Raw genomic sequence first — 23,870 nt, forward strand, 5'->3', positions numbered from 1 at the left:
CATAAATTTTTACAGCTATAGATTTTTTAAAATTTATTGAAATTAAGTTAAACAACCTCTATGTTATTATTCTTCATTATTATCATCTTTATTTTTAGGAATTATTACAAAGGCTTTAAATAAGTCACCTTCACATTCAACCCTAAACTTTCCGTTGTGAAGTTCTACAATAGTTTTAGCGATTGCTAATCCTAATCCAGATCCTTCTATGGTTGAATTTCTTGATTCATCTCCTCTTGCAAATCTTTCTAAAATATCCTTCTCATCAAAATCTAAAGCATAGGAAGAAATATTTTTAAATGATATTTCCACGTAATTTTCTAAATCTTTTATTTCCACATAGACCCTAGTTTTTTCTAAACTATATTTTAAAGCATTAGTAGTTAGGTTTTGGAATACCCTAGACATTCTTTGAGGATCTATTTTAACCATGCATTCCTCTGGCCCATTTATTTTAAATTCAATTTCCTTTTCTGAATATACATCTTCTACTTCAGCTATACATTGATATACAAGTTGAATTATATCTATATTGTATTTAAATAATTCTACCTTTCCTGAAGACATCTTAGAAACCTCAAACAAATCATCTATAAGTTTCTTTAAAGTTTGAGATTTTTTATCTAGTATTTCTATATATTCTTTTCTTTCCTCTTCCTTTATATTATTTAACTGAAGTATATTTACATAATTTATTATGGATGTTAATGGAGTTTTTAAATCATGTGAAACATTTGATATAAGCTCAGTTTTTAACTTTTCATTCTTTATACCTTCTTCAACAAGTTCCTTATAGCCTAATCTTAAATCATTAACATCATCTGCTAATTCCCTTATTTGTCTATCGTCATTATCTTTTATCTCTATATCCGTATCACCTTTTTTAACTTTTTCTATTCCTTTTATTACAGTATCTAATCCATCATATTTTCTTATAAACTTTACTATAAAATGAATAACTAAAACAATTGGAATTATCCATAGGTATCTATTGTCTGTTAAAACATAGTGATATTGCTTCCATACAAATTCTATATTTCTCATAAATCCATTTATAAGAATATATATTATAGTAAATGAAATAACAAACATAACAACCTTATCTTTTAAAAATTCTTCTATAAACATCTTCTTTGTTATTAAAACATTTAAACTATCTAAAAATCTAAAGAAATATCCATTTTTCCAGCTGTCTTTATATGCTCTTATTCCCATATTTTTAATCATAACTAATTTTTTTATGATTAAAAGTAACATTAAAAGAGTTGTAGTCATAGTTGCTATAAAAGCAATTCTAATTGAATTTATTTCAGAATCATAAAGTTCTCCTCTTGAGAAATATATTTCTTCATAATTATCTGAAGAATTTATTTCTTTAAAGACTACATTATCATTTTTAGATAAACTTTCTAAAACTTCTTTTGGCGTTGAAAGATTATAAGGTTTTTCATAAAACCATACTCTATTAGAGTAATATTCTCCTGTTTTCTTATTTATAAGAACTACACCAGAATAACTAGTAGCCCTTTCTTGAAGCTTTGCAATAAATGCTTGTTTTTGTTCTTTTGTCTCTAAGCTATCTAATTTGCTTAAATAGTTAGTCTCATTATAAAGAAAATCTGATATATCTACAGATTGAGCTAATAACCTACACTCTTTATACTTATGTGGATTTATTAATGCATCCCTATAAATAACTCTATTACATATATCAGGATTTGCCTTAGAATTTAATTTTGCTATATTATCAAAGGAGTATCCTCCAAATAAGATAATATATAAAACAGGTATAAACACAGCAAATATTACTATAAACATATTTTCTATGCTTCTTACTGAAAGGCTATAGTTTTTCCACCATCTTGAAAAACTATTTGTCAATTTTATACCCAAGTCCCCACACCACCTTTATATACTCAGGTTCTTTCGAATTTATTTCTATTTTTTCTCTCATTCTTCTTATATGAACTGTTACTGTATTTTCACTTTTATAAAAAGGTTCTTCCCAAACTCTTTCATAAATTTCCTTAATTGAAAATATTCTTCCTGGATGTGATGCTAAAAGTGTTAATATCTTATACTCTGTTGCAGTTAATTTTATATTTTCTCCTCTTAAAGAAACCTGCTTATTTACAGTATCTATAGTTAAATCTTTTATTACTATTAAATCTTGAGTATTTTCCCTATTTAAAGGATAATCATACCTTCTTAATTGAGATTTTACTCTTGCAACAAGTTCTAAGTGATTAAAAGGTTTTGTAACGTAATCATCTGCCCCTATGTTTAAACCTAATATCTTATCACTATCTTCTGATTTTGCTGATAGTAATATTATTGGTATATTTCTACTTTCTCTTATTTTTAAACAAGTTCTCATTCCATCTAACTTAGGCATCATTATATCTAAAACCACTAGATGTATGTCTTCCTTATCTAAAATCTCTAAGGCCTCAAATCCATCTCCAGCCTTTATTACATTTATTCCTTCTCCTCTTAAATATATATCTATTGCATCTCTTATTTCTTTTTCATCATCTACAACTAAAACATTAAACTTTTCTTTTTCCATAATAAAGCACTCCTTAAACTTATGCCTCCTCTAAATAGTAAAGGAGGAAAATTAAAATTAACCTATTTATTTATTACGATTTTCTTAAGATATACCTTCTACTATTAATTTAATGAAATTCTTAGTATATACAATGTATTTTACCATAAAAACACATTAGTTGCTTTTTCAATGTATTTATTGGCTTTACTTTACCAAAAAAAGCATTATAATTACCTATGAAATTATTTATTGTAAATTTAGGAGAATCCCAATGAATTACATCAAAGAGAAAAAAGAATTACTAATTGATAATGCATTTATTCTCATAGGTTGCTTTATTGCATCTTTAGGAGTAAACCTATTTTTATCAAATGCAAAACTTCTTAGTGGTGGAGCAACAGGTATTGCACTTATCTTTCAATACTTAATGGGAGTTAACTCAGGTATTGTTGTTTTACTTATAAACATTCCATTATTTATACTTAGTTATTTTAAACTATCAAAGAAGTTTACATTTAACTCAGCTATAGGAATGCTAGCTTTATCACTTTCATTAATGATAACAGCACCAGTATCACATCTTATTACCTTAGATGATAAATTACTATACTGTGTTTTTGGTGGTGCTATCTGTGGATTTGGTTATGGTTTAGTATTTTCTAAAGGTGGATCAACTGGTGGAACAGATATAGTTACCATGATTATACGTAAAAAATATTCAAATTTTAATATAGGTTCATTAAGCTTCGTATTAAATATGTGTATCGTTGCTGTAGGAGCAATTTTCTTTGGACTAGAAACAGCGCTTTATACTCTTATATCTATATTTGTACAAACAGTTTTAGTTGATAAAGTTATTAAAGGAATACATTCAAAACAATTATTGCTTATAATAACAGATAAGGAACAACAAGTTATAAATTATATAATAGAAGATCTTCATAGAGGAGTAACTTCTCTTTTAGCTGAAGGAGAATATACTCATGACAGAAAGAAAATGCTTTACTGTCTAGTTACTACAAGACAAATGATTGAATTAAAAAATACAATACATTATATAGATCCAAATGCCTTTATAACTATAATGGACGTTTCAGAAGTTAAAGGAAAAGGCTTTAAAAATATATAAAAGCAAATAAAGCTATGCTCATAGGGCATAGCTTTTTTAATGTCATAATAACTTAATCTACTAAAATATATATAATAGTGGAATGATTTTTAGGAGCTTTTATGAATAAGTTTAAGTTAGTGAATTTCTTAATATGTTTTTTATTTATTATATTATTTTTCTTAATTATAAACCTTATATTTTCATCTTATAAATTTTACTCAATTACCCCAAATGATATGGAAGTTAGTTTGCCATTACTAAATTTTCTTTAAATTATATTATTTAAAATATTCATCTATAGCATTTGCTAAGGTATTTGCAATTTTATTTTGATAATCTTCTTTACCTAATAGTTCGCATTCTTCTGGATTAGATAAGAAACCACATTCAACTATTACAGAAGCTCCTTCATATCCATCATTTAAAATCTTATATTCTTTTTTTGCAACTTTTGCTTCCCTCTTATTATTTTGGTCAACTTCTTCCTTAAATTTTTGTTGTATTATTTTGCCTAGCTTTTGACTTGGTTCATTGTTGGCACTCCATACTTGTGCCCCTTTACAATTCTTTTGAGGAAACATATTTTGATGTATGCTTATAAAAGCATCACACTTATTTTCTTTTTTAATCTTAACTCTATTTCCTAAGTCTTCTATTTTCTTTTCTCTAACCTTTTTGCCCTCAGTATATAGTCCTACATCCTCACTTCTAGTCATTATGACTTTATATCCCTTACTCTCTAAGGCAGCTTTTGTTTTAAGTGATATTGATAAATTAATGTCCTTCTCAATTACTCCATTTTCACTCTTTGCGCCACCATCTATGCCTCCATGACCTGGGTCAATAACTATTACCTTATTATTTTCTTCTGCATTAACCTTTAATAAGCTAATATTTAATACTAAAAAAGATATCATCATAATTGACACTATTTTCATTATTTTCTTCATTAAGAATACCTCCTATTTAAATCTAAATTATTATAATCCTAAATCCTAAAAAGAATATATTTACTAGTAAATACTTCAAAATATTATCTCTTTTAGAATTATGAAACTCAATTTATTTTTTCCTATATATAAAGAAATATTCTAAGTAAAAGAAAAAAGAATACCTAATGTTAGGTATTCTTTAATATCTTTAATGCACTTCCATAACACTTTCAGCTATGTTAGTAGAATGATCACCAATTCTTTCAAAGTTGCTTAATAAGTCCATAAATATTGCACCATCATAAGCATTGCAAGAACCTTGGCTTAATCTCTTAATATGATTTTCTCTAAATTCTTTTTGAGAAGCATCTATCTTTCTTTCTATTTCATAGATAGTTCCAGCTTCCTCTACATTTTCATTTGCATAAGCATCAATTGTTATGTCTAGAGCTCTAATTGTTTGATCATATATATAATCTATTTCCTTTAAAGCATCTTCACTATATTTTAATTTTCTTCCTACCTTTTCTAAAGTTAAATCGGCTATATTTTCAACATGATCACCTATTCTCTCAATATCAGTTACAATATGGAAAGTTGATGCTACTAAATTACTTTCTTTAGCAGATAAATCACATTTAGATAATTTAACTAGGTAAGCAGTTATTTCTTCTTCTAATATATTTATAAGTTTTTCATTATCATATACTTTTTTAACTAAGCTTTCATTATTTTCTCTAAAAGCCTTCATACTTAATTCTAAGTTTTCTTTAGCTTTATTAGCCATTCTTAAAGTTTCCTTTTGAACTTGACCTGCAGCTATTACTGGTGTTTCTAATAATCTTTCATCAAGATACTTAGGTCCACAAAGTTCAATTTCATCTTCACCTTTTATTAATTTGTTAACTATCATAATCATGTACTTACTTAATGGTACAAGTATTATAGTAGCAGTTATATTGAATATTGTATGAGCATTAGCTATTTGTCTTTGAACATCTCCAGGGCTAATCTCTTGAACAATATATGCTAAAGGTTTTAAAAATGGTATAAATATAAGTGTACCTAGTATATTAAACATTAAATGTATGGCAGCAGCCTTATGTGCTGTTTTATTTGCCCCAATACTTGCTATCAACGCAGTTACACATGTACCTATATTACATCCAAATAATATTGGCAGAACTATATTTATATTTATAGAACCAGTTGATGCTAAGGCAATTAATATACCTGTAGTAGCTGATGAACTTTGTAATATAGCTGTAAGTGCTAAACCTGTAAATATTCCTAATACCCAGTTTTCACCTATAGCCATTATAAGTTCTGAGAACATTGGTGAATCAGCTAATGGTTTTAAAGCTGAACTCATTATTCCCATTCCCATAAATAAAATACCAAAACCTAATATTATATCAGCAATATCTTTTCTTTTCTTTTGTTTTGCTGACATTAATAAAACAACACCTATTATAACAAACAATGGCGCTATTTCATCTAACTTAAAAGCAACAAGTTGTGCAGTAATGGTAGTACCTACATTTGCTCCCATGATTACCCCAGCAGCTTGTGCTATATTCATAAGTCCAGCATTAACAAATCCAACTACCATTACCGTAGTGGCACTTGAACTTTGTATTACCATTGTAACAAAGGCACCAACTAAAACTGCTGATATAGGATTTTTAGTAACTTTCTCTAATATACTTTTTAATTTATCACCTGCGGCATTTTCTAATCCTTCTCCCATTAACTTCATTCCAAAAAGGAATAGACCTAATCCACCGGCAACTTGAATTAAGGTAAAAATTGCATCTTTCAAGATACTTCTCCTCCACTTTGCTTAATTTGTAAAATACAAACTTATTTTATTTTTAATTTTAAAATATCAATCCTATAACATTTTACAATATAATATCTGCTTTGTTAAGTTTTAAAGCTTCTTTTTAACCTAAACTTAATACAGTATCCAATTAATTGAAATTTTCTACAAATAATATCCAAATTATTAAAACAAACTAAAATAATACTCCTCTAATACTTAGTTATATAGCCATTTGTAAAACTTTTTAATATTTATTGTCAAAGCATATATTTTCTCATATTTGTTTCTAATTTGTTAATAACTGAAACTAAAAATAACTTCTTTAAAATATATAAATGTATAAAAAAAGAAGGAGGTATTCCTCCTTCTTTCCATAAAAGCAATATATTATCTCTTTGAGAATTGTGGAGATCTTCTTGCTTTCTTTAAACCGCATTTCTTTCTTTCAACCATTCTTGGGTCTCTAGTTAAGAATCCAGCTTTCTTTAATTCTGGTCTTAAGTTTTCGTCAGCTTTTAATAAAGCTCTTGATATACCATGTCTTATAGCTCCTGCTTGACCTGATAATCCACCACCATGAACGTTAACTAAAACGTCATATTTGTCTTTAGTTTCAGTTAAAACTAATGGTTGGTTAACTACAACTCTTAAAGTTTCTAATCCGAAATATGTTTCGATTTCTCTATTATTTACTATAACTCTACCTTCACCTGGTACAAGTCTTACTCTTGCAACTGATTTCTTTCTTCTTCCAGTTCCCATGTATTGAACTTTTGCCATTTGAACTCCTCCTCCCGAGCTTATAATTAGTATCTTAACTCAAGTACTTCTGGTTTTTGAGCAGCGTGATCGTGCTCAGCTCCTCTGTACACGTTTAATTTCTTTAACATTTTTCTTCCTAAAACGCCTGTTGGAAGCATTCTTCTAACTGCTTCTTCGAAAGCAAATTCAGGTTTCTTTTCTAAAACTTCTCTGTATGGAGTTTCTTTTAATCCACCAGCGTATAAGCTGTGTTTTCTTAACATTTTTTGGTCTAATTTCTTACCAGTTAAAACAACTTTCTCAGCGTTTATAACGATAACGAAATCTCCACAGTCAACATTTGGTGTAAATGTTGGCTTGTTCTTTCCTCTTAATATTGAAGCAACTTGGCTAGCAACTCTTCCTAGTGGCTTTCCAGCAGCGTCAACAACATACCATTTTCTTTCAACTTCTTGTGCTTTTGCAATGTATGATTTCATCGTTTTCCCTCCCTAGAATTTTAAAATAGGTTTTATATGTCCTCGTACTTTATGTTAAGATTCATATTGAATCCCGTACATCTCTCTTACAAACAAATACAATTATAATACACGCTTACGGGCGTGTCAATACATTTCATCTACTTTTAGTAAAAAACTTTTTCTAAGCATAATCCTGTTGGAGGAACACAAATTCCAGCTTTTTTTCTATCACCAGAATCTATGACTTCCTTTATATATTCTGGCTTCTCTTTTCCTCTTCCCACTTTAAGTAATGTTCCTACAATTAATCTTACCATATTATATAAAAAACCATCTGCTGACACATATATTTTAATTTTATTTCCTTCTGTTTCAATATGAATATCGGTTATTGTTCTTACAGAGGTCTTAACTGTCCCACCTGGTCTTTGAAAGGCCTTAAAGTCATGTTTTCCTAAAAAGTATTTACATGCTTCTTTCATAGATTCAACATCTAATTGCTTTTTAACATGATATACATAATTTCTTTCTAAGGCTGGTGGCTCTTCTCTATTTAGTATTGTGTAACAATAAGTTTTACCTGTAGTCATATACCTAGCATGAAAATCCTCAGCTACCTCTTCTGAATTCATTATTACTATATCCTTTGGTAATTTTGAATTTAATGCAGCCTTAAAATTTTTTCCTGGTATATTAGAATTAGTTTTAAAATTAGCCACATAGGCCTTAGCATGGACTCCTGAATCTGTTCTACTACTTCCTAATATTTCTACCTCTTCTTTAGTAACCTTCTTTATAGCCTCTTCTACCTTCTGCTGAATAGTATTTCCTATAGGCTGTTTTTGCCACCCAAAATAAGATGTTCCATCATATTCTATAGTTAATTTTATATTCCTCATATAATCATTCCTTTATTTTTTTATAAAACAATATTTTAAATCATAAATAATTAATTCTTCAAACAAAGAAAGACTACAAATTTGCAGTCTTTCTTTTATATTATCAATATTTATTTTATATTAAAAGTCTAAATGTAAAAACAAAATTTAATTTATACTAGAAAACTCTTACTACTATTGATAAAACTAAAAGTACTCCAGCCATTCCAAAAGAAATAAAATCATTTTTAGAATACTTTAATATCTTCATTCTAGTTCTTCCATCGCCACCTCTATAGCATCTTGCTTCCATAGCCATAGCTAACTCATCAGCTCTTCTAAAAGAACTAATAAATAAAGGAATTAATAGTGGTATTAAACTCTTAGCTTTTTGTATTATGTTTCCTGATTCAAAATCTGCACCTCTAGCTTTTTGTGCTTTCATTATTTTATCAGTTTCATCAATTAAAGTTGGTATAAATCTTAAAGCAATTGTCATCATCATTGCTAATTCATGAGCTGGAACCCCTATCTTTTTAAATGGTTTTAATAAACTTTCAATACCATCAGTTAATTCTATTGGTGATGTTGTAAGTGTTAATACTGAAGTTCCCATTATAAGCAAGATAAGTCTTAATGCCATAAATATAGCTGTTCTTATTCCTTCCTTATAAATATATAAAAACTTCCAATGCCATATAAGGGTATCTTCTGTACCTTTTATCATAAAAATATTAAGTGCTGCTGTTATAGCTATTAATAAAAATACAGGTTTAAGTCCTTTATATAAATATTTAAATTGTAATTTAGATATTAATACTGTTGCACCTAAAAAGGCAATTATGAATATATATCCCCAAAACTTATCTACTATAAATAATGAAGCAATAAAAATAAATGATATTAATATCTTAGTCCTTGGATCTAATTTATGTACAAAAGAATCCCCAGGAATATATTGACCTATAGTAATGTCCTTTAACATAATTTCTTATCCTTCCTAATTATTATTCCTTATTATTTCTAAAAGAGCTTCCTTAGCTTGAGAAATTGTAAATATCTCTTCTGATATATTAAAGCCCTTGTTTCTTAACTCTCTTATTAGATAAGTTACTTGAGGAACGGCCAATCCTATTTTTTCTAAAGTTTCAACCTCTTTAAATACCTCTGCAATCTTTCCATCTAAAACTATTTCTCCACTATTCATAACAATTACTCTATCAGCAATCTTAGCTACATCTTCCATGCTGTGACTAACCATTATTATAGTCATTCCATACTCTTTATGAAGAAGTCTTATTTGAGCAAGTATGTCTTCTCTTCCCTTTGGGTCTAACCCAGCTGTTGGTTCATCTAATATAAGAACCTTAGGCTCCATAGCTATAACCCCAGCTATGGCAACTCTTCTCTTTTGACCTCCACTTAGATCAAAAGGAGATTTGTCTTTATATGTTTCATAGTCAAGCCCAACCATCTCCATGGACTTTTTAACTCTTTTACTTATTTCTTCTTCACTGATTCCTAAGTTTCTTGGACCATACTCAATATCTTTTTCAATAGTCTCTTCAAATAATTGATACTCTGGATATTGAAATACTAATCCTACCTTTTTTCTAATATCGCTTAATTTAACTTTTTTATCTGCTATATTAACACCATCAACTATTATATTCCCACTAGTAGGACTTAATAATCCATTTAAATGCTGTATAAATGTTGATTTTCCTGAGCCAGTATGCCCAATTAATGCTACAAACTCTCCATCTTCTATTTCACAGTTTATATTATTTAATGCTATTTTTTCAAAAGGTGTTTTAGGCATATATATGTGATTTAAATTTTCTATTTTAATTGACATAAAGCATTCACCATCTCATCTATATTTAATATTTCTGTTGATATATCTACTCCCTCTTTTTGAAGCTCATAAGCTAATTCAGTAACTTGAGGAACATCTAACCCAATTGACTTTATTTTTTCTACTTGAGAAAAAATTTCCCTAGGAACCCCTTCCATTACCTTTTCACCTTTATCCATAACTATTATTCTATCAGCTTGTGCAGCTTCATCCATATAGTGAGTTATAAGTATTATAGTAATTCCAAACTTTTTATTTACTTCCTTTATAGTTTTCATTACTTCATTTCTACCTGAAGGATCTAGCATTGCTGTAGGTTCATCTAATACTATGCATTTAGGTCTCATTGCTAATATACCCGCAATAGCAATTCTCTGCTTTTGCCCTCCTGATAATAAATGTGGTGCATGTTTTCTATACTCATACATACCTACTGCTTTTAATGAATCATCTACTCTTTCTCTTATCTCCTTCGGATCAACACCTAAATTCTCTGGTCCAAAAGCCACATCTTCTTCAACTATTGTTGCTACTAATTGATTATCTGGATTTTGAAAAACCATTCCAGCTCTTCTTCTAACTTCCCAAAGATTTTCTATATCAGAAGTATCTAATCCATCTACATACATCTTTCCACCACTAGGAAGTAATAAAGCATTCATATGCTTTGCCATAGTTGATTTTCCTGAACCGTTATGACCTAATATAACTAAAAATTCTCCCTTTTTAACTTCCATAGAAACGTGATTTATTGCAACCTTTTCAGTTTGTTCTTCAGCATTGACATATTTAAAAACTAAGTCTTCACTTTTAATCATATTTTCTCCCATACTAGCCTCCTGTAAAGCTACCTTTAACTACTTTAGAGTTAAAATACATAACTCTTTTTCTCAATATGTATTGAGTTTAATAATTTTTTTATGTATAAAAAAAATACCTACTTATAAAATAATACTATTAATAATTTTATTTTGTAAATAGATATTTCCTTATTTTAACCTTTTATATAAAATTATCTTCCTTAAAATATGTTTATTAAAAAATTTCTTTAAACACATAATATACCTTTAAATTCAAAACTATTATAGGTTAAATCTAAAATTTTATACTAGTAGTAAAAATAATATATTCTGTTTTATTATATATTACTTTGTTATATATATTTAAAATACTCATGATAAAAAATAATATAAAATATTTTATATGACAAAAGAGGATTAAGTAAAAACTTAATCCTCTCTAAAGAAATATATTATACTAATTCAAGTATAACAACTTCAGCTCCGTCTCCTCTTCTAGGACCAACTTTGTACATTCTAGTGTATCCACCGTTTCTTTCAGCGTACTTTGGAGCTATGTTGTCAAATAAGTTTTTAACAACTTCTTCTTCTGTAACAAATGCTAACACTTGTCTTCTTGCGTGTAAATCTCCTCTTTTTGCAAGAGTGATCATTTTTTCTGCAAGGCTTCTAGTTTCCTTAGCTCTTGTTTCAGTAGTTTCTATTTTACCATGCTTTAAGAAGCTTGTAACAAGATTTCTAAGCATAGCTTTTCTTTGATCAGTAGGACGACCTAACTTACGATATCCTGCCATGGCTTTACCTCCTCACCTACTCGTCATTTAGTCTTAAATTTAAGCCTAACTCGTTTAACTTTCTTTCTACTTCTTCTAGAGATTTCTTACCTAAGTTTCTAACTTTCATCATATCATCCATGCTCTTGCCCGCAAGCTCTTGAACAGTGTTTATACCTGCTCTCTTTAAGCAATTGTATGATCTTACTGATAAGTCAAGCTCTTCTATAGTCATCTCTAAAGCTTTTTCTTTTTTATCTTCTTCTTTTTCAATCATTATCTCAACATCATTAGCGTTGTCAGTTAAAGTCATGAATAATTTGAAGTGCTCTATAAGAATTTTAGCTGATAATGAAATCGCTTCTTCTATTCTTATAGTTCCATTAGTCCAAATTTCTAATGTAAGTTTATCATAGTCAGTAATTTGACCAACTCTTGTATTTTGAACAGAGAAATTAACTCTCTTTACAGGAGTGTATATAGAATCTATAGCAATAGCTGATAATGGAAGATCTTCTGTTTTATTTTTGTTTTGAGTAACATATCCTCTTCCTCTATTAACTACGATTTCCATATATAACTTACCATCGTTGTCTAATGTAGCGATATGTAGATCTTTGTTTACAACTTCTACATCACCATCTGTTTTTATATCTGCTCCAGTAACAACACCTGGTCCTTGAGCATCAATATAAATAGTTTTTGGTCCTTCACCTTCCATAGTAAGTGCTAACATTTTAAGATTTAAGATTATCTCTGTAACATCTTCTTTAACACCTGTTATTGTTGAAAACTCATGAAGAACTGAATCTATTTTAACTGAAGTTGGAGCCACTCCAGGTAAAGAAGAAAGTAATATTCTTCTTAATGCATTACCAAGAGTTATTCCATAACCTCTTTCTAATGGTTCTATCTCAAACTTACCATATGTTCCGTTATCGTTTGATTCAACACATTGAATTACTGGCTTTTCTATTTCTAACATTTAAAAACCCTCCTTAATATTAAAATGGCAACCTTATGAGGGCAACTGATCCAATTGTAAAAGTACTCTTAAGATCAATAATTATTATTTGCTGTATAACTCGACGATTAGAGTCTCGTTAACTGGTACGTCGATATCTTCTCTTGCAGGCTCAGCAACAACTTTACCTTCGAAATTTTCAACGTTAGCTTCTAACCATTTTGGTAAAGCTTTTGGATTTTCAGCAAACATTTTGAATCTTTCTGATCCTCTGCTCTTTTCACAAACTGTTATAACATCGTTAACTGATACTTTGAATGATGCTATATCAACTTTTTTACCATTTACTAAGAAATGACCGTGGTTTACTAATTGTCTAGCTTCTGTTCTTGAAGCACCATATCCTAATCTGTAAACAACGTTATCTAATCTCATTTCTAATAATTTAAGTAAGTTTTCACCGGCGATTCCTCTCATTTTTTCAGCTCTTTCATATGTGTTTCTGAACTGACCTTCAAGAACTCCGTATATTCTCTTAGCTTTTTGCTTCTCTCTTAATTGTGTTCCGTAGTTAGATAATTTCTTTCTGCTTGCTCCGTGTTGTCCTGGTGCATAACTTCTTCTAACGAAAGCACATTTATCTGTATAACATCTATCCCCTTTTAGGAATAATTTCATACCTTCTCTTCTACATAACTTACATGTAGCTCCAGTATATCTTGCCATTCATTACACCTCCCGTGACGTTACTAAACTCTTCTTCTTTTTGGTGGTCTACATCCATTGTGTGGGATTGGAGTTACATCTTTTATTAAAGTAACTTCTAATCCAGCTGCTTGTAAGCTTCTTATAGCTGCTTCTCTTCCAGCACCTGGTCCTTTTACGTAAACCTCAACGCTTTTTAATCCGTGTTCCATAGCTGCTTTAGCTGCTGTTTCAGCTGCCATTTGAGCTGCAAATGGTGTGCTCTTTCTTGAACCTTTGAATCCAAGGCCACCAGCACTTGCCCATGCTAATGCATTTCCTTTTGCATCAGTTAAAGTAACTATTGAGTTATTGAATGTTGATTGGATGTGTGCTGCACCATGCTCAACATTTTTTCTTTCTTTTCTTCTTCTAGTTTTTTTAACTTTTTGAGCTGCCATTGTCTTCCCTCCTTAACTATTTCTTCTTATTAGCTATTGTCTTCTTAGGACCTTTTCTAGTTCTAGCATTAGTCTTAGTTTTTTGTCCTCTAAGTGGAAGACCTTTTCTATGTCTGATTCCTCTATATGAACCAATCTCAACTAATCTCTTTATGTTTAAAGCAACTTCTCTTCTTAAGTCACCTTCAACTGTTAAATCTTTAATGTAGTTTCTTATTGAGTTTACTTCTTCCTCAGTAAGATCCTTAACTCTTGTATCAGGATTAACTCCAGTTACTTCAAGAATTTTTTGTGATGTAGGTAATCCTATACCATATATATAAGTTAGACCTATTTCAACTCTTTTTTCTCTTGGTAGGTCGATACCTGCTATTCTTGCCATTAATGTTACACCTCCTGGTAATTAAAATACGAAATTGATTTACATTAAATAAGTAACTCAATTGCTCTATTGTTTATTTATATTTAAAATTTTAGGTTGATGGTTTTATCCATCACAGCCGCACCTAAAATTTATTTGCTATTATTTAAATGCCTATATAATCATATTTTACTTTTAAATAAAAGTCAATAAGAATTCGCTCCCAATTGACCTTTTTATTATGTTTTATTTACCTATTAGCCTTGTTTTTGTTTGTGCTTAGGATTTTCACAGATTACCATTACTCTTCCTTTTCTTTTTATAACTTTGCACTTTTCGCAAATAGGCTTAACTGATGGTCTTACTTTCATCGCTAACCCTCCTTATTTTGCTCTCCATGTAATTCTACCTCTTGTAAGATCATATGGTGAAAGTTCCACAGTAACCTTATCTCCTGGTAAAATTCTTATGAAGTTCATTCTTAACTTTCCTGAGATATGTGCTAATATTTTATGCCCACTCTCTAATTCAACTTCAAACATTGCATTTGGTAAAGCTTCTAAAACTGTACCTTGCATTTCAATTATATCACTTTTTGACATAAGGTAATCAAACCTCCTTGTTAGTGCTACTAAGCTTTAAAAATCTTTTTATTTTAAGATTTGCATTCTTATCCTTTGATATTATACATGATTTTAACTCATCATCCAATATCTCAGTAAGCACTACATGTTTTATTTTTTTCTTTTTTGGCATTTCAATAGTCTTAGTTGCTCCATTTGCCACTAGTAGATCATCATCTACCAATCCAATCACAATATATGATTTTCCTGTATCTCTTCCAGCATTTGAAGTAACTAATCTACCGATTAAATCAGTTTCTTGCAACTTATCCACCTCAAAGATTACCTTAGTCATAAACTACAAATTCCTTATAGGCAAATGTTAATTTATAACTAAGCAATATATATTAAAACTATTTTATAAGTGTTAATATTTCAGGACCATTAGGTAAAATTGCAACTGTGTTTTCATAGTGTGCAGAAAGTTTCCCATCTGCTGTTACTACTGTCCAGCCATCATCTAAAGTCTTGACTCTATATGATCCCATGTTTACCATCGGTTCAATAGCTAATACCATTCCTGCCATTAACTTTGGACCTCTGCCTGGTCTACCGAAATTAGGAACTTCAGGATCTTCATGGACTTTTCGGCCAATTCCATGTCCTACAAAGTCTCTAACAACAGAAAATCCATTGGCTTCAACATATTGCTGTATTTCATTAGAAATATCCGTTAATCTATTGTCTACATATGCCTTTTCTATACCTTTAAAAAAGGATTCTTCAGTAATTCTAATAAGCTTTTCTGCCTCTTCTGATATATTACCTACACCAAAAGTTCTAGCAGCATCACTGTGAAATCCATTTAGACAAACTCCACAATCAATAGAAACAATGTCTCCATCCTTTAATTCATAACTTCCTGGGAAACCATGAATTACTTGATTATTAACAGATATACATAATGAAGCTGGGAAACCATACAATCCTTTGAAGGATGGTGTAGCTCCATGCTTAGTTATAAACTCTTCAGCTATTCTATCTAATTCCGTAGTAGTAATACCAGGTCTTACTTTCTCCTTAAGCAGGTTAAGTGTCTCTCCAAGAATCTTTCCTGCTTTCCTCATTAGGTCGATTTCATTCTCATTCTTAAGAATTATCATTACTTGTCGCTCCCTAATATTTTACAGATACTCTCAAAGACCTCGTTTATTGCTTGTGTTCCATCTACTACTGAAAGTTGCTTTTTGTTTTTATAAAAATCAATTAATGGTTGTGTTTGATTTTCATACACATCAAGTCTTTCCTTAACTGTTTCTTCAGTGTCATCTTTTCTTTGAATAACATCTGATCCGCAAAGATCACATTTTCCATCATTAGTTGGTGGATTAAACTTTATGTGATAACTTGCTCCACATGAAGGACAAACTCTTCTTCCTGTCATTCTTTCAAGTATGAATTCTTTAGGTACTTCTATTAAAAGAGCTGTGTCTATTGACTCTTCTCTTTCAGTTAAAAAGTTATCTAAAGCTTCTGCTTGATGAACTGTTCTTGGGAAACCATCTAATAAATATCCATTCTTACAATCATCTTGTTGAAGTCTATCTTTTACCATGTTGATAGTTACTTCATCTGGAACTAACTGTCCATTATCCATGTATGATTTAGCCTCAATACCTAAAGGAGTGTTCTCTGAAATATTTTTTCTAAAGATATCTCCTGTAGATATATGAGGAATTGAATATCTATTACTAATTGATTTTGCCTGTGTTCCTTTTCCTGCTCCAGGAGGACCTAATAAAACTATCTTCACGGGCATCATCTCCATAACTTGTATTTCTATTTTAAGAATCCTTGGTAATGTCTCATTGTTAATTGAGATTCTAATTGTCTCATTATCTCTAATGAAACAGAAACTAGAATTAACAGTGATGTTCCTCCAAACTGTATTCCTTGGAAAGGAGTATAGTTTGCAACTAAAATAGGAACTACTGCTATAATAGCAGCAAAACATCCACCAAACATTGAAATTCTATTTAATACTTTCTCTAAATAAATCTCTGTTGGTTTTCCAGGTCTTATTCCAGGAATGAAACCTGATGATTTATGCATATTCTCAGCCATTTCATCTGGCTTAAATGTTATTTGAGTATAGAACCAAGTAAAGAATATAGTCAGTAATGCATATAATACTGGATACATCCAAGTCTTTGCATTGAAAGGACTGTAAGAAGATCCTGTAATCCATTGTGACCATCCAGCTTCTGGGAAGAATTGAGCTATAGTTGTTGGGAAACTCATAACAGACATAGCAAAGATTATTGCTATAACAGTTGTTCCAATAATACTTAATGGAATATGAGTTGATTGTCCCTTCATCATTTTATTACCTACGGCTTTACCTGCATATTGTACAGTAATTCTTCTTTCAGCTAATGATAAGTAAATTACACCTGCTAATAAAGCTAATGTAAAGAAAATAAATAATGCTACTTCAACAACATTTATTTTACCTATCTTACTTAAGTTATATATTTGATAACCAGTCATTGGTAAGCTTGATAATATATTTGCAAATATTATCAAAGAAGTACCATTTCCTACTCCTTTAACTGTAATTTGATCTCCTAACCACATTAAGAAAGTTGATCCAACTACTAGTGTTAGTAATATTAAAAACATACTAACTGGAGAATTGCTCTTAAGTGCGCCAACATTGTTAATTATCACATAACTTCCATAAGCAGTGATTGCTCCAATAACAATTGAAGCATATCTAGTTATCTTTTGGATTTTCTTTCTTCCATCATCTCCCTCTTTAGATAATTGTTCTAATTTAGGAATTGCAACTGTTAAAAGTTGCATAATGATTGAAGCATTGATGTATGGTACAACACCTAAAGCGAATATACTAAATCTACTAAAAGAACCACCAGAAATTAAATCATAGAAGCTTACTAAGCTTCCTGATTGTGTTAAAGCTTTTAGACTATCTGTATCAATTCCAGGAACAGGAATATAACTTCCCATCCTGAAAATTGCTATTAAGAATACAGTCCAAATTATTTTTTTTCTTAAATCTTGAACCTTCCAGGCATTACGTAGGGTTGATAGCACGATTATTTCACCTCAACTTTTCCTCCAGCTGCAACTATTTTTTCAGCTGCTTGCTTTGATAACTTGCAACCTGCGATAGTTAAGCTCTTTTCTATGTTTCCATTTCCTAAGATCTTAACTCCGTCCATTAGTTTACTTACTACTCTTCTTTCTAATAGTAATTCTGGAGTAACTTCTGTTCCATTATCGAATATGTTTAATCTATCAACATTGATTGTTACAAAATGTTTTGTAAATGGGTTAGTGAATCCTCTTTTAGGAAGTCTTCTGTATAATGGCATTTGACCACCTTCGAATCCAGGTCTAACTCCACCACCTGATCTAGCATTTTGACCTTTTTCACCTTTTCCGGCATTTCTTCCTAAGCCTGAACCAGTACCTCTACCAACTCTTTTTGGAGCTGATTTACTACCAGCTGCTGGTCTTAATTCATGAAGTTTCATATGTTATTACACCTCCTCTAACGCTCTATTTAATTATGCTTCTTCAACTTTTAGTAGATAACTTATTTTGTTTATCATACCTTTTATTTGAGGAGTTCCCTCATGCTCTACTGTTTTACCTATTTTTCTAAGTCCAAGGGCATGTGCAGTAGCGATATGGTCTTTCTTTCTACCAATTAAGCTTTTAACTAATGTTACCTTTAGCATCGCTATCCCTCCTAACCTATTATCTCTTCAACAGATTTTCCTCTTAATTTAGCTATATCTTCAGCTGTTCTTAAGTTAGCTAATCCGTTGATAGTTGCTTTTACCATGTTTCTTGGGTTGTTTGAACCTAATGATTTAGCTCTAACATCCTTTAATCCTGCTAATTCAAGAACTGATCTTGCAGGACCTCCAGCTATAACTCCTGTACCTTCAGTAGCTGGCATTATAAGTACATCTCCTGTACCGAATTTTCCGTGTATTTCATGAGGAACAGTAGTTCCAACGATTGAAACTTCTACTAAGTTTTTCTTAGCATCTTCTATTCCTTTTCTTATTGCTTCAGGGATTTCGATAGATTTACCAGTTCCAACACCAACGTGTCCGTTCTCGTCTCCAACAACAACTAACGCACTGAATCTGAAGTTTCTACCACCCTTAACAACCTTAGTAACTCTGCTTATACTAACAACCTTTTCTTTAAGGTCTAGTGTGCTAGGATCGATTCTCATGTATTTCCCCTCCTTGTAGATTAGAATTTTAATCCGGCTTCTCTTGCTCCGCTAGCTAAAGCCTCAACTCTTCCGTGATATACGTATCCACCTCTGTCGAATACTACATCATTTATTCCTTTTTCTATAGCTCTTTTAGCAACTAATTCTCCAACTAATTTAGCAGCTTCTTTGTTGCTTCCTTTAACTTCGATAGCTTTATCTAAGCTTGAAGCAGCTACTAAAGTAACAGCATTAACGTCGTCTATTATTTGAGCATATATGTTCTTTTCACTTCTATATACAGATAATCTTGGTCTTTCTGGAGTTCCGAATACCTTCTTACGAACTCTTAGGTGACGTCTTTCTCTTGCTTCTTTTCTGTCTGCCTTTTTGAACATAAGGTTCACTCCTTTCTATATTAGTATTTATTATTTACCAGTTTTACCTTCTTTTCTTCTTATAACTTCATCAGAGTACTTGATTCCTTTACCTTTGTATGGTTCAGGTTTTCTCCATGATCTGATGTTAGCAGCAACTGCTCCAACTTTTTCTTTATCGATACCTTCAACGATAACTTTAGTTGTTCCGTCTAATTTGAAGTCTACTCCATCAACTGCTTCAACTTCTACTGGATGTGAATATCCTAAGTTCATAACAAGTTTCTTTCCTTGTAATTGAGCTCTGTATCCAACTCCGTTTAACTCTAAAGTTTTTGAAAAACCTTGGCTTACTCCAACAACCATGTTGTTAAGTAAAGCTCTAGTTAATCCGTGAAGTGCTCTGTGTTCTTTAACGTCACTTGGTCTAGTAACAACTACTTGAGCATCTTCTACAGCTATATTAATGTCTTTGTGCATAGCTTTAACTAACTCACCCTTAGGGCCTTTTACTGTAACAACGTTCTCTGGTGTTACAGTAACAGTTACTCCAGCAGGGATAGCTATAGGCATTTTACCTACTCTTGACATAATGCGCACCTCCTGTGAATTTGGTCCTTATATTTTTTTAAATCATCTCTTTGCTTCAATCTATTTAAATCTATGTTATTTTCTCACTCTAAAAAATTACCAAACGTAGCAGATAACTTCTCCGCCTAATCCTAATTTTCTAGCTTCTCTGTCAACTACTAATCCTTTTGAAGTTGATATTAAAGCGATACCTAATCCGTTTAATACTCTAGGAACTTCATCTTTCTTGCAGTAAACTCTTAAACCTGGTTTTGATATTCTCTTTAAACCAGTTATAACTCTTTCATTGTTTGCTCCGTACTTTAAAGTTAATCTCATCATAGGAACTACACCATCGTTGTACTCCTCTACTCCTTTAAGATAACCTTCTTGTAATAATATATTTACGATAGCCTTCTTAACACTTGAAGAAGGTACTTCAACAACTTCGTGTCTTACTGAGTTCGCGTTTCTCACACGAGTTAGTAAGTCTGCGATAGGATCTGTCATAACCATTATATTGTGCCTCCTTTCATTCTACTAGTTATATTACCAGCTTGCCTTTCTACATCCAGGAATTTCACCTTTGTAAGCTAATTCTCTGAAGCAGATACGGCAAATTCCGAATTTCTTTAATACAGAATGTGGTCTTCCACATAATCTACATCTAGTATACGCTCTAGTTTTGTATTTAGGTTCTTTTTTCCATTTTTCGATCATTGCCTTACGAGCCATGCGTATCCCCTCCTTATTATTGAGCGAATGGCATTCCAAGGAATCTTAATAATTCTCTTGCTTCTTCGTCTGTGTTAGCACTAGTAACGAAGATTATATCCATTCCTCTTACTTTATCTACTTTATCATACTCGATTTCTGGGAATATTAATTGTTCCTTAATTCCTAATGAGTAGTTTCCTCTTCCATCAAATGCTTTAGCTGAAACTCCTCTGAAGTCTCTTACTCTTGGTAAAGCTATTGAAACTAATTTATCTACGAATTCGTACATATTAGTCTTTCTTAAAGTAACTTTACATCCTAAAGCCATGTTCTCTCTTATTTTAAAGTTAGCAACTGACTTTTTAGCTCTTGTTAATACAGGCTTTTGTCCAGCGATTATTTGTAAATCACTAACAGCTGATTCTAGAACCTTAGGATTATCTTTAGCTTCTCCTACTCCCATGTTTATAACAACTTTTTCTATTTTAGGAACTTGCATTATGTTTTTGTATCCGAACTTTTCCATCATAGCTGGAACTACTTCTTTTTCATATCTTTCTTGAAGTCTATTCACGTAAAGTACCTCCTTTCAAATTTTAGAATGTTTCTCCACACTTCTTACATACTCTTACTTTTGCACCGTCTTCTAATAACTTATGGCTTATTCTTGTAGCCTTTTTGCATTTTTCACAGAATAACATAACTTTTGAGCTGTTTATTGCAGCTTCCATTTCTATTATTCCACCTTGCATGTTTTGTCTATTAGGTTTTTGATGCTTTTTAACTAAGTTAACTCCTTTAACTACTACTTTACCAGTCTTAGGAATTACTCTTAAAACTTCACCAGTTTTTCCTTTATCTTTACCTGATATAACTACTACTGTGTCGTTCTTTCTAACATGTACCTTCATCTTAGCCACCTCCTAATCGTTTATTATAGAACTTCTGGTGCTAATGATAAGATTTTATTGAACTCATTATCTCTTAGCTCTCTTGCAACTGGTCCAAAGATACGAGTTCCTCTTGGTTGCTTATCATCTTTTATTATTACAGCTGCATTTTCATCAAATTTGATGTATGAACCGTCAGCTCTTCTTAGTCCTCTTACTGATCTTACAATAACTGCTTTAACTACTTCGCCTTTTTTAACAACTCCGCCTGGTGTTGCACTTTTAACGCTAGCAACTATTACATCTCCGATATTTCCGAATTTTCTTTTAGATCCGCCTAAAACTCTTATGCACATTATTTCTTTTGCACCTGAGTTGTCAGCAACCTTTAGTAAGGTTTGTTGTTGTATCATGAAATTAACCTCCTTTCAGACTTTAGAAAACTATTTTGCTTTCTCTACTATCTCAACAAGTCTCCATCTCTTATCTTTTGATAATGGTCTAGTTTCCATTATAAGAACTCTATCTCCGAATCTAGCCTCATTATTTTCATCATGAGCTTTGAACTTAGTTGTTCTGTTAACAGTTTTTCCGTATAGTGGATGTCTAACCTTTGTTTCAACCGCAACAACGATAGTCTTATCCATTTTATCAGAAACAACTCTACCTAATCTCTTTTTTCTTAAATTTCTTTCCACAGCGGTTACCTCCTTTCAGGATTACTGCTCAATCTTTAACTCTTCTTCTCTTATGATTGTTTTGATTTGAGCTATTGATTTTTTTACTTCTCTGATTCTCATTGGGTTTTCTAATTGACCTGTAGCTAATTGGAATCTTAAATTGAATAACTCAGCTTTAAGGTCTCCTAATTTCTTTATTAAATCTTGAGGATTGCTTGTTCTTAGTTCTTTTAACTCTCTAGCTTTCATTATTCTTCACCACCCATTTCCTCAAAATCTCTTCTTGTAACGAACTTAGTCTTTACAGGAAGTTTGTGTGAAGCAAGTCTCATAGCTTCTCTTGCTTTCTCTTCATCAACTCCAGATAACTCGAATAAAACTCTACCTGGTTTAACTACTGCTACCCAGTATTCAACTGAACCTTTACCTGAACCCATTCTTGTTTCAGCTGGTTTCTCAGTTACAGGTTTGTCTGGGAATATTTTTATCCAAAGCTTTCCGCCTCTTCTTATATATCTATTGATAGCTATTCTCGCAGCTTCTATTTGGTTACTAGTGATCCATCCACAAGTTGTAGCTTGGATTCCGAAATCTCCGTAAGCTAGAAAGTTTCCTCTAGTTGCCTTACCTTTCATTCTACCACGTTGTACCTTACGATGTTTAACTCTTTTAGGCATTAACATGTTATATTCCTCCTTTCTTAGTGCATCCTATTATGCGTTAGCTTCTTCCTTTTTTTCAACTTTTTTAGTTGGAAGAACTTCTCCATTGTAAACCCACACTTTAACACCGATTTTACCGTAAGTTGTATCAGCTTCAGCAAATCCATAGTCGATGTCAGCTCTTATTGTTTGTAGTGGGATTGTTCCTTCATTGTATTGCTCAGTTCTTGCTATTTCAGCTCCACCTAATCTTCCTGAACAAGCAGTTTTAACACCTAATGTGCCAGCTTTCATTGCTCTTTGGATAGTTTGCTTCATAGCTCTTCTGAATGATATTCTCTTTTCTAATTGAGCAGCAATGTTTTCAGCCATTAATTGAGCGTTAGTTTCAGCGTTCTTAACCTCAACAATGTTTATTAAAACATTTTTCTCAGCTATTATATTTTTTAAGCTAGCTTTTAATCTTTCGATTCCTGAACCACCTTTTCCGATGATTACACCTGGCTTAGCTGTGTGTATGTTTAACTTAACTCTTTTAGCTGATCTTTCGATTTCAATCTTAGCGATTCCAGCTGAGAAAAGTTCTTTCTTTATGAATTTTCTTATTTGTTGGTCTTCGATTAAGTTATCAGCAAAATTTTTCTTATCAGCATACCATTTTGCATCCCAATCTTTAATTACACCAACTCTTAGTCCGTGAGGATGTACTTTTTGTCCCATGCTTTTCCCTCC

36 protein-coding genes are annotated in these 23,870 nt (G+C 31.2%); 1 reads left to right on the top strand and 35 read right to left on the bottom strand.

Annotated features, from left to right (window positions below; translation table 11 throughout):
- Positions 1–66: 66 nt before the first annotated feature.
- Both CPF_RS13045 and CPF_RS13050 read right to left on the bottom strand, forming a co-directional pair.
- Complete coding sequence (locus CPF_RS13045) at positions 67–1,893, bottom strand: sensor histidine kinase (protein ID WP_003457943.1); 1,827 nt, start codon at positions 1,891–1,893, stop codon at positions 67–69.
- A complete protein-coding gene (locus tag CPF_RS13050) occupies positions 1,871–2,569 on the bottom strand; it encodes a response regulator transcription factor (RefSeq protein WP_003454428.1) in 699 nt (232 codons plus the stop codon). The genes CPF_RS13045 and CPF_RS13050 overlap by 23 nt, the downstream gene beginning before the upstream one ends.
- Positions 2,570–2,822: 253 nt before the next feature.
- Here CPF_RS13050 and CPF_RS13055 point away from each other — a divergent pair, with 253 nt between their 5' ends.
- Positions 2,823–3,680: a YitT family protein gene (locus tag CPF_RS13055; protein WP_003454377.1), complete on the top strand. Its 858-nt coding sequence runs from the start codon at positions 2,823–2,825 to the stop codon at positions 3,678–3,680.
- A gap of 260 nt (positions 3,681–3,940) precedes the next feature.
- Here the strand turns inward: CPF_RS13055 and cwlD are convergent, their stop codons facing one another.
- The 33 genes from cwlD to rpsC all read right to left on the bottom strand — a co-directional run bounded on the left by cwlD (position 3,941) and on the right by rpsC (position 23,858).
- Complete coding sequence (gene cwlD / locus CPF_RS13060; protein ID WP_011591131.1) at positions 3,941–4,612, bottom strand: N-acetylmuramoyl-L-alanine amidase CwlD; 672 nt, start codon at positions 4,610–4,612, stop codon at positions 3,941–3,943.
- A gap of 190 nt (positions 4,613–4,802) precedes the next feature.
- Positions 4,803–6,416, bottom strand: coding sequence for a Na/Pi cotransporter family protein (locus CPF_RS13065; RefSeq protein ID WP_003454505.1), 1,614 nt, complete (start codon positions 6,414–6,416; stop codon positions 4,803–4,805).
- Positions 6,417–6,806: 390 nt separating this feature from the next.
- Positions 6,807–7,199 (bottom strand): 30S ribosomal protein S9, encoded by a 393-nt coding sequence (rpsI, locus tag CPF_RS13070; protein WP_003454434.1) that lies wholly within the window; start codon positions 7,197–7,199, stop codon positions 6,807–6,809.
- A gap of 26 nt (positions 7,200–7,225) precedes the next feature.
- Positions 7,226–7,660: a 50S ribosomal protein L13 gene (rplM, locus tag CPF_RS13075; protein ID WP_003454462.1), complete on the bottom strand. Its 435-nt coding sequence runs from the start codon at positions 7,658–7,660 to the stop codon at positions 7,226–7,228.
- A 146-nt stretch (positions 7,661–7,806) separates the two neighbouring features.
- Positions 7,807–8,541, bottom strand: a complete 735-nt coding sequence (truA, locus tag CPF_RS13080) for a tRNA pseudouridine(38-40) synthase TruA (protein ID WP_003460461.1) — start codon at positions 8,539–8,541, stop codon at positions 7,807–7,809.
- A 157-nt stretch (positions 8,542–8,698) separates the two neighbouring features.
- Positions 8,699–9,505 carry an energy-coupling factor transporter transmembrane component T family protein gene (locus tag CPF_RS13085; protein ID WP_003454368.1) on the bottom strand — a complete coding sequence of 269 codons (807 nt, stop codon included), beginning with the start codon at positions 9,503–9,505 and terminating at the stop codon, positions 8,699–8,701.
- 15 nt (positions 9,506–9,520) lie between these two features.
- Positions 9,521–10,378, bottom strand: a complete 858-nt coding sequence (locus CPF_RS13090) for an energy-coupling factor transporter ATPase (protein WP_003454522.1) — start codon at positions 10,376–10,378, stop codon at positions 9,521–9,523.
- The gene (locus tag CPF_RS13095) at positions 10,363–11,208 is read right to left on the bottom strand and encodes an energy-coupling factor transporter ATPase (protein WP_003454376.1); all 846 of its coding nucleotides are present in this window, start codon (positions 11,206–11,208) and stop codon (positions 10,363–10,365) included. Before CPF_RS13095 ends, CPF_RS13090 begins: the two co-directional genes overlap by 16 nt.
- 422 nt (positions 11,209–11,630) lie before the next feature.
- Positions 11,631–11,972, bottom strand: coding sequence for a 50S ribosomal protein L17 (rplQ, locus tag CPF_RS13100; protein ID WP_003454231.1), 342 nt, complete (start codon positions 11,970–11,972; stop codon positions 11,631–11,633).
- 16 nt (positions 11,973–11,988) lie between these two features.
- The gene (locus CPF_RS13105; protein ID WP_003454404.1) at positions 11,989–12,936 is read right to left on the bottom strand and encodes a DNA-directed RNA polymerase subunit alpha; all 948 of its coding nucleotides are present in this window, start codon (positions 12,934–12,936) and stop codon (positions 11,989–11,991) included.
- An 84-nt stretch (positions 12,937–13,020) separates the two neighbouring features.
- Complete coding sequence (gene rpsD / locus CPF_RS13110; RefSeq protein ID WP_003470276.1) at positions 13,021–13,641, bottom strand: 30S ribosomal protein S4; 621 nt, start codon at positions 13,639–13,641, stop codon at positions 13,021–13,023.
- 23 nt (positions 13,642–13,664) lie between these two features.
- Positions 13,665–14,060 (bottom strand): 30S ribosomal protein S11, encoded by a 396-nt coding sequence (gene rpsK, locus CPF_RS13115; protein ID WP_003454436.1) that lies wholly within the window; start codon positions 14,058–14,060, stop codon positions 13,665–13,667.
- Between the two features lie 16 nt (positions 14,061–14,076).
- On the bottom strand, positions 14,077–14,442 hold the full coding sequence (rpsM, locus tag CPF_RS13120) for a 30S ribosomal protein S13 (protein WP_003454489.1): 366 nt from the start codon (positions 14,440–14,442) through the stop codon (positions 14,077–14,079).
- Between the two features lie 236 nt (positions 14,443–14,678).
- On the bottom strand, positions 14,679–14,792 hold the full coding sequence (rpmJ, locus tag CPF_RS13125) for a 50S ribosomal protein L36 (RefSeq protein WP_003373491.1): 114 nt from the start codon (positions 14,790–14,792) through the stop codon (positions 14,679–14,681).
- Between the two features lie 12 nt (positions 14,793–14,804).
- Positions 14,805–15,023, bottom strand: a complete 219-nt coding sequence (infA, locus tag CPF_RS13130) for a translation initiation factor IF-1 (protein ID WP_003454491.1) — start codon at positions 15,021–15,023, stop codon at positions 14,805–14,807.
- A gap of 7 nt (positions 15,024–15,030) precedes the next feature.
- Entirely contained in the window at positions 15,031–15,309 is a 279-nt protein-coding gene (locus CPF_RS13135) for a KOW domain-containing RNA-binding protein (RefSeq protein ID WP_003460478.1), read from the bottom strand.
- 88 nt (positions 15,310–15,397) lie between these two features.
- Entirely contained in the window at positions 15,398–16,147 is a 750-nt protein-coding gene (gene map, locus CPF_RS13140; protein ID WP_003454388.1) for a type I methionyl aminopeptidase, read from the bottom strand.
- Positions 16,147–16,797, bottom strand: coding sequence for an adenylate kinase (locus CPF_RS13145; protein ID WP_003454337.1), 651 nt, complete (start codon positions 16,795–16,797; stop codon positions 16,147–16,149). The genes map and CPF_RS13145 overlap by 1 nt, the downstream gene beginning before the upstream one ends.
- A gap of 26 nt (positions 16,798–16,823) precedes the next feature.
- Positions 16,824–18,101, bottom strand: a complete 1,278-nt coding sequence (gene secY, locus CPF_RS13150; RefSeq protein WP_003460476.1) for a preprotein translocase subunit SecY — start codon at positions 18,099–18,101, stop codon at positions 16,824–16,826.
- A gap of 2 nt (positions 18,102–18,103) precedes the next feature.
- Positions 18,104–18,544: a 50S ribosomal protein L15 gene (gene rplO / locus CPF_RS13155; RefSeq protein ID WP_003454379.1), complete on the bottom strand. Its 441-nt coding sequence runs from the start codon at positions 18,542–18,544 to the stop codon at positions 18,104–18,106.
- 33 nt (positions 18,545–18,577) lie between these two features.
- Positions 18,578–18,757 carry a 50S ribosomal protein L30 gene (rpmD, locus tag CPF_RS13160; protein WP_034824315.1) on the bottom strand — a complete coding sequence of 60 codons (180 nt, stop codon included), beginning with the start codon at positions 18,755–18,757 and terminating at the stop codon, positions 18,578–18,580.
- A gap of 5 nt (positions 18,758–18,762) precedes the next feature.
- On the bottom strand, positions 18,763–19,260 hold the full coding sequence (rpsE, locus tag CPF_RS13165) for a 30S ribosomal protein S5 (protein WP_003454272.1): 498 nt from the start codon (positions 19,258–19,260) through the stop codon (positions 18,763–18,765).
- A gap of 20 nt (positions 19,261–19,280) precedes the next feature.
- Positions 19,281–19,640, bottom strand: a complete 360-nt coding sequence (gene rplR, locus CPF_RS13170; RefSeq protein ID WP_003454424.1) for a 50S ribosomal protein L18 — start codon at positions 19,638–19,640, stop codon at positions 19,281–19,283.
- 30 nt (positions 19,641–19,670) lie between these two features.
- Positions 19,671–20,210: a 50S ribosomal protein L6 gene (gene rplF / locus CPF_RS13175; RefSeq protein WP_003454268.1), complete on the bottom strand. Its 540-nt coding sequence runs from the start codon at positions 20,208–20,210 to the stop codon at positions 19,671–19,673.
- A 96-nt stretch (positions 20,211–20,306) separates the two neighbouring features.
- Positions 20,307–20,705 carry a 30S ribosomal protein S8 gene (rpsH, locus tag CPF_RS13180; RefSeq protein WP_003454446.1) on the bottom strand — a complete coding sequence of 133 codons (399 nt, stop codon included), beginning with the start codon at positions 20,703–20,705 and terminating at the stop codon, positions 20,307–20,309.
- A 33-nt stretch (positions 20,706–20,738) separates the two neighbouring features.
- Positions 20,739–20,924, bottom strand: a complete 186-nt coding sequence (locus CPF_RS13185) for a type Z 30S ribosomal protein S14 (protein WP_003470274.1) — start codon at positions 20,922–20,924, stop codon at positions 20,739–20,741.
- A 16-nt stretch (positions 20,925–20,940) separates the two neighbouring features.
- The gene (gene rplE, locus CPF_RS13190) at positions 20,941–21,480 is read right to left on the bottom strand and encodes a 50S ribosomal protein L5 (RefSeq protein WP_003454431.1); all 540 of its coding nucleotides are present in this window, start codon (positions 21,478–21,480) and stop codon (positions 20,941–20,943) included.
- A gap of 22 nt (positions 21,481–21,502) precedes the next feature.
- Positions 21,503–21,817 carry a 50S ribosomal protein L24 gene (rplX, locus tag CPF_RS13195; RefSeq protein ID WP_003454257.1) on the bottom strand — a complete coding sequence of 105 codons (315 nt, stop codon included), beginning with the start codon at positions 21,815–21,817 and terminating at the stop codon, positions 21,503–21,505.
- A 23-nt stretch (positions 21,818–21,840) separates the two neighbouring features.
- The gene (gene rplN, locus CPF_RS13200; RefSeq protein ID WP_003454425.1) at positions 21,841–22,209 is read right to left on the bottom strand and encodes a 50S ribosomal protein L14; all 369 of its coding nucleotides are present in this window, start codon (positions 22,207–22,209) and stop codon (positions 21,841–21,843) included.
- Positions 22,210–22,239: 30 nt separating this feature from the next.
- Positions 22,240–22,494: a 30S ribosomal protein S17 gene (rpsQ, locus tag CPF_RS13205; RefSeq protein WP_003454312.1), complete on the bottom strand. Its 255-nt coding sequence runs from the start codon at positions 22,492–22,494 to the stop codon at positions 22,240–22,242.
- A gap of 21 nt (positions 22,495–22,515) precedes the next feature.
- Positions 22,516–22,725 (bottom strand): 50S ribosomal protein L29, encoded by a 210-nt coding sequence (rpmC, locus tag CPF_RS13210; RefSeq protein WP_003454396.1) that lies wholly within the window; start codon positions 22,723–22,725, stop codon positions 22,516–22,518.
- Positions 22,725–23,159 carry a 50S ribosomal protein L16 gene (gene rplP / locus CPF_RS13215; protein ID WP_003454381.1) on the bottom strand — a complete coding sequence of 145 codons (435 nt, stop codon included), beginning with the start codon at positions 23,157–23,159 and terminating at the stop codon, positions 22,725–22,727. Before rplP ends, rpmC begins: the two co-directional genes overlap by 1 nt.
- 30 nt (positions 23,160–23,189) lie before the next feature.
- Positions 23,190–23,858 carry a 30S ribosomal protein S3 gene (gene rpsC / locus CPF_RS13220; protein ID WP_003454406.1) on the bottom strand — a complete coding sequence of 223 codons (669 nt, stop codon included), beginning with the start codon at positions 23,856–23,858 and terminating at the stop codon, positions 23,190–23,192.
- Positions 23,859–23,870 lie beyond the last annotated feature (12 nt).

The sequence above is a fragment of the Clostridium perfringens ATCC 13124 genome (assembly GCF_000013285.1).
Taxonomy (GTDB): Bacteria; Bacillota; Clostridia; order Clostridiales; family Clostridiaceae; genus Sarcina; species Sarcina perfringens.

Excerpts from the sequence above, each read along its gene's own strand:
- CPF_RS13050 (WP_003454428.1), bottom strand. The coding sequence starts at position 2,569 with ATGGAAAAAGAAAAGTTTAATGTTTTAGTTGTAGATGATGAAAAAGAA.
- CPF_RS13055 (WP_003454377.1), top strand. The coding sequence starts at position 2,823 with ATGAATTACATCAAAGAGAAAAAAGAATTACTAATTGATAATGCATTT.
- cwlD (WP_011591131.1), bottom strand. The coding sequence starts at position 4,612 with ATGAAGAAAATAATGAAAATAGTGTCAATTATGATGATATCTTTTTTA.
- rpsI (WP_003454434.1), bottom strand. The coding sequence starts at position 7,199 with ATGGCAAAAGTTCAATACATGGGAACTGGAAGAAGAAAGAAATCAGTT.
- rplM (WP_003454462.1), bottom strand. The coding sequence starts at position 7,660 with ATGAAATCATACATTGCAAAAGCACAAGAAGTTGAAAGAAAATGGTAT.
- truA (WP_003460461.1), bottom strand. The coding sequence starts at position 8,541 with ATGAGGAATATAAAATTAACTATAGAATATGATGGAACATCTTATTTT.
- CPF_RS13085 (WP_003454368.1), bottom strand. The coding sequence starts at position 9,505 with ATGTTAAAGGACATTACTATAGGTCAATATATTCCTGGGGATTCTTTT.
- CPF_RS13090 (WP_003454522.1), bottom strand. The coding sequence starts at position 10,378 with ATGTCAATTAAAATAGAAAATTTAAATCACATATATATGCCTAAAACA.
- CPF_RS13095 (WP_003454376.1), bottom strand. The coding sequence starts at position 11,208 with ATGGGAGAAAATATGATTAAAAGTGAAGACTTAGTTTTTAAATATGTC.
- rplQ (WP_003454231.1), bottom strand. The coding sequence starts at position 11,972 with ATGGCAGGATATCGTAAGTTAGGTCGTCCTACTGATCAAAGAAAAGCT.
- CPF_RS13105 (WP_003454404.1), bottom strand. The coding sequence starts at position 12,936 with ATGTTAGAAATAGAAAAGCCAGTAATTCAATGTGTTGAATCAAACGAT.
- rpsD (WP_003470276.1), bottom strand. The coding sequence starts at position 13,641 with ATGGCAAGATATACTGGAGCTACATGTAAGTTATGTAGAAGAGAAGGT.
- rpsK (WP_003454436.1), bottom strand. The coding sequence starts at position 14,060 with ATGGCAGCTCAAAAAGTTAAAAAAACTAGAAGAAGAAAAGAAAGAAAA.
- rpsM (WP_003454489.1), bottom strand. The coding sequence starts at position 14,442 with ATGGCAAGAATAGCAGGTATCGACCTACCAAGAGAAAAAAGAGTTGAA.
- rpmJ (WP_003373491.1), bottom strand. The coding sequence starts at position 14,792 with ATGAAAGTAAGACCATCAGTTAAGCCTATTTGCGAAAAGTGCAAAGTT.
- infA (WP_003454491.1), bottom strand. The coding sequence starts at position 15,023 with ATGTCAAAAAGTGATATAATTGAAATGCAAGGTACAGTTTTAGAAGCT.
- map (WP_003454388.1), bottom strand. The coding sequence starts at position 16,147 with ATGATAATTCTTAAGAATGAGAATGAAATCGACCTAATGAGGAAAGCA.
- rplO (WP_003454379.1), bottom strand. The coding sequence starts at position 18,544 with ATGAAACTTCATGAATTAAGACCAGCAGCTGGTAGTAAATCAGCTCCA.
- rpsE (WP_003454272.1), bottom strand. The coding sequence starts at position 19,260 with ATGAGAATCGATCCTAGCACACTAGACCTTAAAGAAAAGGTTGTTAGT.
- rplR (WP_003454424.1), bottom strand. The coding sequence starts at position 19,640 with ATGTTCAAAAAGGCAGACAGAAAAGAAGCAAGAGAAAGACGTCACCTA.
- rplF (WP_003454268.1), bottom strand. The coding sequence starts at position 20,210 with ATGTCAAGAGTAGGTAAAATGCCTATAGCTATCCCTGCTGGAGTAACT.
- rpsH (WP_003454446.1), bottom strand. The coding sequence starts at position 20,705 with ATGGTTATGACAGATCCTATCGCAGACTTACTAACTCGTGTGAGAAAC.
- CPF_RS13185 (WP_003470274.1), bottom strand. The coding sequence starts at position 20,924 with ATGGCTCGTAAGGCAATGATCGAAAAATGGAAAAAAGAACCTAAATAC.
- rplX (WP_003454257.1), bottom strand. The coding sequence starts at position 21,817 with ATGAAGGTACATGTTAGAAAGAACGACACAGTAGTAGTTATATCAGGT.
- rplN (WP_003454425.1), bottom strand. The coding sequence starts at position 22,209 with ATGATACAACAACAAACCTTACTAAAGGTTGCTGACAACTCAGGTGCA.
- rpmC (WP_003454396.1), bottom strand. The coding sequence starts at position 22,725 with ATGAAAGCTAGAGAGTTAAAAGAACTAAGAACAAGCAATCCTCAAGAT.
- rplP (WP_003454381.1), bottom strand. The coding sequence starts at position 23,159 with ATGTTAATGCCTAAAAGAGTTAAACATCGTAAGGTACAACGTGGTAGA.
- rpsC (WP_003454406.1), bottom strand. The coding sequence starts at position 23,858 with ATGGGACAAAAAGTACATCCTCACGGACTAAGAGTTGGTGTAATTAAA.